11 protein-coding genes are annotated in these 10,283 nt (G+C 68.5%); 5 read left to right on the top strand and 6 right to left on the bottom strand.

Features of this window, described 5'->3' with window-relative positions; genetic code table 11:
• Window positions 1–90: 90 nt before the first annotated feature.
• Both U3653_RS15990 and U3653_RS15985 read right to left on the bottom strand, forming a co-directional pair.
• Complete coding sequence (locus tag U3653_RS15990; RefSeq protein WP_195080539.1) at window positions 91–1,896, bottom strand: acetyl/propionyl/methylcrotonyl-CoA carboxylase subunit alpha; 1,806 nt, start codon at window positions 1,894–1,896, stop codon at window positions 91–93.
• 197 nt (window positions 1,897–2,093) lie between these two features.
• On the bottom strand, window positions 2,094–3,011 hold the full coding sequence (locus U3653_RS15985; RefSeq protein ID WP_195080642.1) for a sulfurtransferase: 918 nt from the start codon (window positions 3,009–3,011) through the stop codon (window positions 2,094–2,096).
• 168 nt (window positions 3,012–3,179) lie between these two features.
• Between U3653_RS15985 and U3653_RS15980 the strand changes: the two genes are divergently transcribed.
• Window positions 3,180–3,953, top strand: a complete 774-nt coding sequence (locus U3653_RS15980; RefSeq protein WP_195080540.1) for a helix-turn-helix transcriptional regulator — start codon at window positions 3,180–3,182, stop codon at window positions 3,951–3,953.
• Here U3653_RS15980 and U3653_RS15975 read toward each other — a convergent pair.
• The 3 genes from U3653_RS15975 to U3653_RS15965 all read right to left on the bottom strand — a co-directional run bounded on the left by U3653_RS15975 (window position 3,882) and on the right by U3653_RS15965 (window position 6,676).
• Window positions 3,882–4,514, bottom strand: a complete 633-nt coding sequence (locus U3653_RS15975; RefSeq protein WP_195080541.1) for a nucleoside triphosphate pyrophosphatase — start codon at window positions 4,512–4,514, stop codon at window positions 3,882–3,884. The two genes, U3653_RS15980 and U3653_RS15975, sit on opposite strands and share 72 nt — an antisense overlap.
• A complete protein-coding gene (locus U3653_RS15970) occupies window positions 4,511–4,834 on the bottom strand; it encodes an acyl-CoA carboxylase subunit epsilon (protein ID WP_323123973.1) in 324 nt (107 codons plus the stop codon). The genes U3653_RS15975 and U3653_RS15970 overlap by 4 nt, the downstream gene beginning before the upstream one ends.
• A 201-nt stretch (window positions 4,835–5,035) precedes the next feature.
• Window positions 5,036–6,676, bottom strand: a complete 1,641-nt coding sequence (locus tag U3653_RS15965; protein WP_195080543.1) for an acyl-CoA carboxylase subunit beta — start codon at window positions 6,674–6,676, stop codon at window positions 5,036–5,038.
• A 203-nt stretch (window positions 6,677–6,879) separates the two neighbouring features.
• On the opposite strand from U3653_RS15965, the gene U3653_RS15960 reads away from it, so the two are divergent.
• Window positions 6,880–7,068: a hypothetical protein gene (locus U3653_RS15960; RefSeq protein WP_195080544.1), complete on the top strand. Its 189-nt coding sequence runs from the start codon at window positions 6,880–6,882 to the stop codon at window positions 7,066–7,068.
• Between the two features lie 27 nt (window positions 7,069–7,095).
• A complete protein-coding gene (locus tag U3653_RS15955) occupies window positions 7,096–7,899 on the top strand; it encodes a biotin--[acetyl-CoA-carboxylase] ligase (protein ID WP_323123972.1) in 804 nt (267 codons plus the stop codon).
• Window positions 7,900–7,929: 30 nt separating this feature from the next.
• Here U3653_RS15955 and U3653_RS15950 read toward each other — a convergent pair whose 3' ends face one another.
• On the bottom strand, window positions 7,930–8,883 hold the full coding sequence (locus U3653_RS15950) for an acyl-ACP desaturase (RefSeq protein ID WP_195080545.1): 954 nt from the start codon (window positions 8,881–8,883) through the stop codon (window positions 7,930–7,932).
• Between the two features lie 159 nt (window positions 8,884–9,042).
• Between U3653_RS15950 and U3653_RS15945 the strand changes: the two genes are divergently transcribed.
• Window positions 9,043–9,588 (top strand): PH domain-containing protein, encoded by a 546-nt coding sequence (locus U3653_RS15945; RefSeq protein WP_195080546.1) that lies wholly within the window; start codon window positions 9,043–9,045, stop codon window positions 9,586–9,588.
• Window positions 9,589–9,605: 17 nt separating this feature from the next.
• Window positions 9,606–10,283 (top strand): response regulator transcription factor, encoded by a 678-nt coding sequence (locus tag U3653_RS15940; protein ID WP_039796233.1) that lies wholly within the window; start codon window positions 9,606–9,608, stop codon window positions 10,281–10,283.

Below are 10,283 nucleotides of genomic sequence, written 5' to 3'. Positions count from 1 at the left end.
GGTTGAGGGGGGGGGCCCGGCGTCTTAACAATCGTGGGGGGGGGGGGCCGGGGGGCCCCCCCCCGCCCGTGTCCCGGCCTGCGCCGGGTACTACTTGATCTCCGCCAGAACGGTGCCCTGGGTGATCGCCGCGCCCGCCTCCACGGACAGGCCGGTGACCACACCCGCCTTGTGCGCGTTGACCGGATTCTCCATCTTCATGGCCTCGAGCACCACGATCAGATCGCCCGCCTCGACCGACTGGCCCTCTTCGACGGCGACCTTGACGACGGTGCCCTGCATCGGAGCGGTGACCGCGTCACCGGAGGCCGCGCCGCCACCCGCGCCGCCACGCTTGCGCGGCTTGGGCTTCTTGCGGATCACGCCCGCGCCGTTGCCCGCGGCTCCGGCCGCTCCCGCGCCGACGGTGAAGTTGCCCGGCAGCGACACCTCGACCCGGCGGCCGCCGACCTCGACGACCACCTTCTGCCGCGGCGCCTCCTCGTCCTCGTCGGCCGGGGCGCCCGAGCCGGTGAAGGGCTCGATGGTGTTGACCCACTCGGTTTCGATCCACTTGGTGTAGACGTCGAACTTCTCGCCGTCACCGATGAACGCCGGATCCTCGACGATCGCCCGGTGGAACGGGATGACCGTGGCCAGACCGTCGACCTCGAACTCGGCCAGCGCGCGCCGCGCCCGCTCCAGCGCCTGCGTGCGGTTCTCGCCGGTGACGATCAGCTTGGCCAGCATCGAGTCGAACTGCCCGCCGATCACGCTGCCGGCCACCACGCCGGAGTCCACGCGGACACCGGGGCCGGCGGGCTCCTTGTACACGGTAACCGGGCCGGGGGCGGGCAGGAAGTTGCGGCCGGCGTCCTCGCCGTTGATGCGGAACTCGAAGGCGTGGCCGCGCGGCGTCGGGTCCTCGGTGATCTCCAGCTTCTCGCCGTTGGCGATGCGGAACTGCTGGCGCACCAGGTCGATCCCCGCGGTCTCCTCGGTGACCGGGTGCTCGACCTGCAGCCGGGTGTTCACCTCGAGGAAGGAGACGGTCTCGCCCTGCACCAGGTACTCGACGGTGCCCGCGCCGTAGTAACCGGCTTCCTTGCAAATGGCCTTGGCCGAGGCGTGGATCTTCGCGCGCACTTCGTCGGACAGGAACGGCGCCGGGGCCTCCTCGACCAGCTTCTGGAAGCGCCGCTGCAGCGAGCAGTCGCGGGTGCCCGCGACGATGACGTTGCCGTGCTTGTCGGCGATGACCTGCGCCTCGACGTGGCGGGCCTTGTCCAGGTACTGCTCGACGAAGCACTCGCCGCGACCGAAGGCGGCGGTCGCCTCGCGCACGGCCGAGTCGTAGAGCTCGGGGATCTCCTCGATGGAGTGCGCGACCTTCATGCCGCGGCCACCGCCGCCGAACGCCGCCTTGATGGCGACCGGCACGCCGTAGGTCTTCGCGAACTCGACGACCTCGCTCGCGTCCTTGACCGGGTCCTTGGTGCCCGCGGCCATCGGCGCCTTCGCGCGCTCGGCGATGTGCCGGGCGGTGACCTTGTCGCCCAGGTCGCGGATGGATTGGGGCGAGGGGCCGATCCAGATCAGCCCTGCGTCGATGACGGCCTGGGCGAAGTCGGCGTTCTCCGACAGGAAGCCGTAGCCGGGGTGGATGGCGTCGGCGCCGGACTTGGCCGCTGCGTCGAGGATCTTGTCGAAGACCAGGTACGACTCGGCCGAGGTCTGCCCGCCGAGGGCGAAGGCCTCGTCGGCGAGCTTGACGAACGGGGCATCGGCATCCGGCTCGGCGTAAACGGCGACGCTGCCGATACCGGCGTCCTTGGCCGCCCGGATCACGCGCACGGCGATCTCGCCTCGGTTAGCTACGAGTACCTTTGTGATCCGCGCGCTGGCATGGCTGGGCACTGAGCCTCCTGTGTGCATTCTTCTGGTCGCTTCGCCGGGGGGTGGGGTCGCTGCGCAGGCTCCGCTCCCGTAATCGACAAACTTACGTCTCGGGCGAGTGTAGGCAGTCTGCCAACAGTCGCCGAACTCGGCTAGCCCTACTGAACAGTAGGTCGCGGATCACAACGTACGCGTCCTGTGTTTGGGAGACACCCCGGCTACCTGCTCCGCGTGCGTCGCGACCCGGCGCGCGCGGGGACTTCGCCGGGTTCGCCGCCCGTGGCGATCGGCATGCGCACCGAGTTCCCCCACTCGGTCCACGACCCGTCGTAGTTGCGTACGCCGCGCCGTCCGAGCAGGTAGGTCAGGACGAACCAGCTGTGACCGGATCGCGCGCCGACTCGACTGTAGACGATCACCTCGTCCGCACCGGTCAACGCGCGGTAGACGTCCTCGAGTTCGGTGCGGGAGCGGAAACGCCCGTCGGCGGTGAGCGCCTCCGACCACGGAATGTTCGACGCGCTCGGGATGTGGCCGCCGCGCAATGCCGCGCCTTCCGGATCGGCCGGTCCCAGCGCGGGCGCGCCGGAGTACTCCTCGGCGGAGCGTACGTCGAGCACCGGTTTGCCGAGGTGGGCGAGCACGTCCTCGCGGAAGGCGCGAAAGGTGCCGTCGTCGCGGCGTACGGCCGGATAGTCGCTGCGCACCGGGTAGTCGGGCTCGAACGTCGTGTCGCGTCCCTCGGAGATCCACGCCGCGCGGCCGCCGTCGAGCAGGCGCACGTCTTCGTGTCCGAACAGGGTGAACACCCAGGCCGCGTGCGCCGCCTGGGTGTTGCCCCGGTCGCCGTAGATCACAACCGTGTCGTCACGATTGATGCCTTTCGCGCGCATCAGTTCGGTGAAGCGCGTTCCGTCGATATAGTCGCGCGTGACCGGATCGTTCAGATCGCTTCGCCAATCCAGTTTGGTGGCGCCCGGAACGTGCCCGATGTCGTAGAGCAGCGTGTCCTCGTTGGCCTCGATGATCTTGAGTCCCCGCGCGCCTATGTTTGCCGACAGCCACTCCGTGGTTACTAGTCGGTGAGGGTGTGCGTAGGAACGGAGTGAGGGATGAGGGTCCGGAGCGACGGGCACGGTGTTGGGTCCTTCACGCATGGGTGGACGGCGGTGGCGGCGGTTCGAGGTCTCACAACGAGGGTAGTTGTGGGGCGACAGTGACTCTCGTTTCAGATCACAAATCGGATGAGGGCCGAATAAAGGGCACCTACATCCGATAAAGTCTCCCGGGAGGAGGGGTGAGCTATGTCCGATTCTTGGCCGCGGCGGCGACTGCTCGCGATCCTACGTGGCGCCAGCGAGCCTCTCGACGCCCAGGAACTGGCCAGAATCACCGGACAGCACGTCACCACGGTCCGCTTCCATCTCGACGTGCTCACCAGGGAATCCCTCGTCCGGCAGTTCCAGCAGCCGCCGCGTGGCCGCGGGCGACCGCGCATCGGATACAGCGCGGTGCAGCGATCAGTCGGCTACCAGGACTTGGCGCAGGTGCTCGCCGACCAGCTCGGCCCCGATCCCCGGCGCAGAGCGGAGGCGGCGAATGCGGCGGGCCGCGCTTGGGGCAGCAGACTCGACGTCGGTGACCATCGGGTCGAGTCGCTGGAGGACGCCAAGGACCTCACGATGACGTTGATGTCGGAACTGGGTTTCGCGCCCGAGCGCGACACTTCCCCGGAGCACGAGGGGAAGGTGCTGATCCGGATGACGGCGTGTCCGCTGCGCGAACTCGCGCGGACGCATTCCGACGTGGTCTGCGGCGTGCACCTGGGGCTGCTCGAAGACGTGCTGCGCCGAGGCGGCGCGCAGGGGATCGACGTGCGGATGCATCCGTTCGTCGAGCCCGAGCTGTGCGTGGCCCGGCTGGAACTCATCGCGGCGCAGCGCGCGGAGGCCCAGGAGACGGCGAAGGTGCCCCCCGGCGGTGACGCCGAGGCGTTGACCACGCCGTCAGGCCGTATGGCCCCACAACTGCGTAACGCCGATCCCAACATCGCCAAGCAATCGGCGCAGCAGTGGTAGCCCGATGCCGATGACGCTGGACGGGTCGCCATCGATGCGATCGACGAACCAGCCGCCGAGTCCGTCGAGGGTGAACGCGCCCGCCACCTCGAGCGGCTCGCCGGTGGCGATGTAGGCGTCCAGCTCGTCCGGCTCCGGCTTGGCGAAATGCACGGTGGTGCTGCTGCAGTCGACCGCCTCGGCGATGATCCCGCCCTCGCGCATCCGCACCACGCAGTGGCCGGTGACCAGATCCGCGCTGCGCCCCGCCATGTCGCCCCAGCGCGCGCGAGCGACCTCGGGGGTGTGCGGCTTCCCCTGCAACTCGCCGTCCACGAGCAGCATGGAATCACAGGCCACCACAACGCAATCGTCGGCGAACTCCGGGATCGCTGCGGCGACGGCCGCCGCTTTGGCGCGCGCAAGCTCCACCACGACGCCCTGCGGAGGGGTGCCGGCGGGAAGGGCCGCGGCGACCGCGTCCTCGTCCACGGCGGAGACCCGGACGATCGGGTCGATGCCCGCCGAGCGGAGCACCTCCCGGCGGGCCGGTGACGCGGAGGCCAGGATCAGCCGCGTCACCCGCGCAGGTGGGACAACTGCGGGAAGGAGTACGGGGAGAACGGGGAAGCGCCGCGATGCAGCAGCGTCGGGTGACCCCACAGGTCCGGCGGGCCGGTCGGACCGGCCGGCGCCGCGCTGTTCGCGACGGCGGAAAGCACGCACACCAGCGCGGCGAGTTCCTCGTCGGTCGGCGAGCCCTTCACGACACGGAAGAACGGCTCCGGGGTGGCCTCGGTGGATTGCGCTGCCGCGTTCGAGCCGGCCGACCCGGCCTCGTCCGCGATCGGGTCGACTGTGAGATCCAGTTCGACGGCGCTCAACACATCTTCTTCTGCCACGGTCGTCACAGTGCCAGGTCCTCTCTTCGCCTCTATCAGCGGAACTGATCAGGCTGTTCCCGTTTTCCGACAAGTTATGGATGAAGCAATCGTCCTCGGAGGCACTCATTGCTTCTCTGCAACAAGCCGGTACACGCCAGCGTAAGTGTTACCGAGGCCGATGCCACCCTTTGCGCGCGGCTTATCGAGGGTATCGCTCGATCACAGCGGGATGTTGCCGTGTTTCTTCGGCGGCAGAGTCACCATCTTGCGCTCGAGCAGCCGCAGCGCGGAGACGATCTGGCCGCGGGTGTGCGAGGGCGGAATGACCGCGTCCACGTAGCCGCGCTCGGCGGCGACGTACGGGTTCACGAGCGTGTCCTCGTACTCGTTCTGGAGCTCGAGCCGCAGCGCATCGACGTCCGCGCCGTCCTTGGCGGCCTGCTGCAGCTGCTTGCGGTAGACGAAGCCCACGGCGCCGGAAGCGCCCATGACGGCGATCTGCGCGGTCGGCCAGGCGAGGTTCACGTCGGCGCCCATGTGCTTGGAACCCATGACGTCGTAGGCGCCGCCGTAGGCCTTGCGGGTGATGATCGTGATTTTGCCCACAGTGGCCTCACCGTAGGCGTACAGCAGCTTCGCGCCGCGGCGGATGATGCCGTTGTATTCCTGTCCGGTGCCGGGCAGGAAGCCCGGCACGTCGACCAGGGTGATGATCGGGATGTTGAACGCGTCGCAGGTGCGCACGAAGCGCGCGGCCTTCTCCGAGGCGTCGATGTCGAGGCAGCCGGCGAACTGGGTGGGCTGGTTGGCCACGATGCCGACGCTGCGCCCGTCGATCCGGCCGAAGCCGACGATGATGTTCATCGCGCGCTCGGCCTGCACCTCGAGGAACTCGTCGTCGTCGAGCAGGCGACGGATCACCTCATGCATGTCGTAGGGCTGGTTCGGCGAGTCCGGGATGATCGTGTCCAGCTCGAGGTCTTCTTCGGTGAGCGAGTCCTCGATCGCGCCATCGATCGGATCGGTGGCCGGGAACCGCGGGGCCTCGGCCCGGTTGTTGCTGGGCAGGTAGGACAGCAGGTCCTTGACATAGTCCAGGGCGTCCTGCTCGCCGGAGGCGACGTAGTGCGCCACGCCGGACTTGGTCATGTGCGTGTGCGCGCCGCCGAGGTCCTCCATGGTGACGTCCTCGCCGGTGACCGTCTTGATGACGTCGGGGCCGGTCACGAACATCTGGCTGCTGCCGTCGACCATCACGACGAAGTCGGTCAGCGCGGGGGAGTACACGTGGCCGCCGGCGGCGGGGCCCATGATCAGCGAGATCTGCGGGATTACTCCGGAGGCCTGGATGTTGCGGTGGAAGATCTCGCCGTAGAGGCCGAGGGAGACCACGCCCTCCTGGATGCGCGCGCCCGCGCCCTCGTTGATGCCGATCAGCGGACGGCCCGTCTTCAGGGCCAGGTCCATGACCTTGACGATCTTCTCGCCGTAGACCTCGCCGAGGCTGCCGCCGAACACGGTGACGTCCTGGCTGAAGATGCAGACGTCGCGGCCGTCGATGGTGCCGTAACCGGTCACAACGCCGTCGCCGAGCGGGCGGTTGTTCTCCAGGCCGAAGTTCACGCTGCGGTGGCGGGCCAAGGCGTCGAGTTCGACGAACGAGCCTTCGTCCAGCAGGGCGAGGATGCGCTCGCGGGCGGTCATCTTGCCCTTCGCGTGCACCTTGTCGACCGCGGCCTCGCCCATCGGGTGCTTGGCCTCTTCCAGCCGATTCCGCAGGTCAGCCAGCTTCCCAGCGGTGGTGTGGATATCGGGGGAACCCGCGGGACCTGATGCGGGCTGCTGCTGGACACTCGTCATGGCTTCGGAGTGTAACCAGTGCCAGTGCGTGTCTGTAACCCAGAGTGGGGCTACCGACGAGTAGAAAACCGCAGCTAGATCAGATTTCGGAGGCAAACTTCCTGGTCGGTAGCAGGGTTGGCGAGGCGGAAAATGAGTATCGCCCGCCGGTTGGGCCCGGCTACCCTGAGGGAACGATTCCGGGCTCAGGGGAGGAGCGCGTCATGTGGGAATGGGGTAGAACGTTCGCCGAATACGCCGCCGCGGCGGCGTGGACGCGGACCACCGAGACGGCCGCGAAGTACGGCGAGCCGGAGCGCTGGACGGAGACCGGGGAAGGCGAGCGGGAGGACGACGGCGCGGGCATGGCTGCCCGCGACCCGGTCGTCTCCGGATACGACCTCGCCGGATAGCCGCCGCGCGGCGAGTAGCCTGCCGGTGTGCAGAGGCCACCGTTGGATGCAGAGCAGTTGCGGCGCAGTGCCGTCGACTCGCCCGAACTGTCGTTCTTCTCGCGGATCGACGTGGTGGAGTCGACCGGGTCCACGAACGCGGATCTGATCGCGCTGGCGGCCGATCCGGCCGCCGACCGCGTGGTTCTGCTGGCGGAAACCCAAGTGCGGGGGCGTGGCAGGCACGCGCGTGCCTGGGTGAGCCCGCCGCGGGCGCAGCTGGCGATGTCGATACTCGTGCGTCTGCCCGGGATCGGCCCCGCCTCGCTGGCCTGGCTGGCGCTGCTCACCGGCGTCGCCGTGGTCGACGCGCTGCGGACCACGGCGGGCGTGGCCGCGGAGCTCAAGTGGCCCAACGACGTGCTGATCGACGGCCGCAAGGTGGCGGGCATCCTGGCCGAGGTCGCCGCGAGCGGGGGCGGCGCGCCCGCCGTCGTGATCGGGCTGGGGCTCAATGTGAGTCTGACCCGGGAAGAACTGCCGGTGCCGCACGCGACGTCGCTGACCGTCGCGGGCGCGCGGCAGACCGATCGCACGGTGCTCGTGCGGTCTCTGCTGACCGAGTTCGCACAGCGCTTCACCGCTTGGCGCGACGCGGACTGGGCGACCGACGAACTGGCCGCCGCCTACCGCGAGCGCTGCGCCACGATCGGCACGGAGGTCCGCGCCGAACTGCCCGGCGGCCGGATGCTCACCGGCATCGCCGAGGGCGTCGACGACTACGGCCGCCTGATCATCGGCGGCGAAGCGGTGTCGGCGGGCGACGTGACGCATCTGCGCGCCCAGTACTGAGGACATCCGCCGCCCTGATCGGCCGCGGTCTCAGACGGGCTGGACGGCGCCGCGAGCGGCGTCCCTGGCGAGCGCGCGATCGCGCTGCTCCTCGAACTTGATCACGTTCTTGCCCAGTTTCTCCAGGAACTCGCCCAGTTCGTCGCGCGCTTGCTCGCCGCGCGGCCCGAAATCCGCGCGTTCGAAGACGTTCCACTGCTTGAGCACCGGTTCGAGGACCTCGTCCAGGTGCTGGCGCAGGTCGTAGATGCCGTGCTTGGCCATCAGCACGCCGTAGCGGCGGAAATTGGGCATCCCGGCGCCTGGCATCAGGAAGTTCGTCACGATCTTGGTGATCGCGGGCATGGCCTGATCGGGGACCAGGTCCAGCGCCGCGCCGCACACCGAGCGATAGAAGATCATGTGCAGGTTCTCGTCTGCGGCGATGCGCTGGAGCAGGCGATCGGCCACGGCGTCCTCACACGCCTTGCCGGTATTGCGGTGCGAGACACGGGTGGCCAGTTCCTGGAAGGTGACGTAGGCGACGCTCGCCAGGAATCCGCCCCACCCGTCCGGCGACTGGACGCCGTTGCTCATGTGCACCATCCGAGCGTCTTCCAGGGCGACCGGGTCCACGGCGCGGGTGACGACCAGGTAGTCCCGCATGGCGATGCCGTGGCGGTTCTCCTCGGCGGTCCAGCGATCGACCCAGGTGCCCCATGCGCCGTCCTGGGAGAAGTTCTCGGCGATCTCGCGGTGGTAGGAGGGCAGGTTGTCCTCGGTGAGCAGGTTGGTGATCATGGCGACCCTGGCGACCTCGCCGAGACGCGATTGCTCCGGCGCCCAGTCCTCGCCGCCGAGGGCGGCGAAGTTGCGGCCCTCGCTCCACGGCACGTAGTCGTGCGGATTCCAGTCTTTCGCCATGGACAGGTGCCGGTGGACGTTCGCTTCGGCGACGGGTTCGAGTTCGGCCAGGATCTGCAGCGGGGTCAGGTCTTTGGTCACGCGTTCCTCCACGGTCGGAATCGGCGATGATGGTGAGCCGGGCGTTGCGCGATACAGAGAGCCACTGCGCGGAATCGTCACACGCAGGGTGCTGATTGTGCAGCATGACGCGCTGCGGTGTCAGCCGTTCCGGCATCTCGACGCGGTAGTGTTCCTGACATGGGTTATCCCGAGGATGTGCTGGCGCCCGACGAACGGTTGCTGCTGCATCGCCACCCGCATTGGAAGATGCTCTTCTGGCCGATCGTGACACTCATCGTGGCCACCGCTCTCGCGGGTTTCGCAGGGGGACTCATTTCGCAGAAGGCCACCGGCACCACCGGCTCGGCGCTGCTCATCACGGTGCTCGTGGTGTATGTGGCGATTCTGCTATGGCGTTGCGCCGTACCGATTATCAGCTGGAAGTCGACGCATTTCATCGTCACCGACCGGCGGGTGCTGGTGCGTCAGGGCGTGCTCACCCACAGCGGCATCGACATCCCGATGAGCCGGATCTCCAGCGTGCAGTTCCGGCACGGGCTTTTCGATCGGCTGCTCGGCACCGGGACCTTGATCATCGAGTCGTCCTCGTCGGAGCCGCTGGAATACGACGACATCCCCTCGGTCCAGCAGGTGCATTCGCTGCTGTACCACCAAGTGTTCGAGGTCGAACGCCACCGGGACGGGCGCGACGAGCGCTGGGACGACCGCCGCAGCTACCGGTGAGCCCGTAACCTGGGCGTATGACCGCTGTACTGCTGGCCGAGGACGACGACGCCATCGCGGCCCCGTTGTCGCGCGCGCTCGGCCGCGAGGGCTACTCGGTGACCGTCGAGAGTTTCGGCCCCGCGGTGCTGCAGCGGGCCCTGGAAGGCGGGCACGACCTGCTCATTCTCGATCTCGGTCTGCCCGGCATGGACGGGCTGGAGGTGTGCCGTCAGGTGCGCGCCCGCGGCGCCGATCTGGCCGTGCTGATGCTCACCGCGCGCACCGACGAGGTGGATTTCGTCGTGGGGCTGGACGCGGGCGCCGACGACTACGTGGGCAAGCCGTTCCGCCTCGCCGAGCTGCTCGCCCGGGTGCGAGCGCTGTTGCGGCGCAGCGGGATCGGCGACGACACGGTGGAGGTGGGCGGTATCCGGCTGGAGCCTGCCGCCCGGCGCGTCCTGGTCAACGGGGTCGAAATCGGCTTGGCGAACAAGGAATACGAGCTGCTCAAGGTGCTGATCGACCGGGCAGGTCAGGTGGTGCCGCGCGAGACCATCCTGCGCGAGGTCTGGGGCGACGCGGAGTTGCGCGGTTCCAAGACGTTGGACATGCACATGTCCTGGTTGCGCCGCAAGATCGGGGACGAGGGCCCCATGGCCGAACGGCGCATCGTCACCGTCCGCGGTGTCGGATTCCGGCTGAACACCGACTGA

The organism is Nocardia implantans (assembly GCF_035544775.1).
GTDB lineage: Bacteria > Actinomycetota > Actinomycetes > Mycobacteriales > Mycobacteriaceae > Nocardia > Nocardia implantans.
The sequence above is the reverse complement of the archived record's forward strand: the minus strand, read 5'-3'. Positions and strand labels throughout refer to the sequence as shown.

Excerpts from the sequence above, each read along its gene's own strand:
- U3653_RS15980 (WP_195080540.1), top strand. The coding sequence starts at position 3,180 with ATGTCCGATTCTTGGCCGCGGCGGCGACTGCTCGCGATCCTACGTGGC.
- U3653_RS15965 (WP_195080543.1), bottom strand. The coding sequence starts at position 6,676 with ATGACGAGTGTCCAGCAGCAGCCCGCATCAGGTCCCGCGGGTTCCCCC.
- U3653_RS15960 (WP_195080544.1), top strand. The coding sequence starts at position 6,880 with ATGTGGGAATGGGGTAGAACGTTCGCCGAATACGCCGCCGCGGCGGCG.
- U3653_RS15945 (WP_195080546.1), top strand. The coding sequence starts at position 9,043 with ATGGGTTATCCCGAGGATGTGCTGGCGCCCGACGAACGGTTGCTGCTG.
- U3653_RS15940 (WP_039796233.1), top strand. The coding sequence starts at position 9,606 with ATGACCGCTGTACTGCTGGCCGAGGACGACGACGCCATCGCGGCCCCG.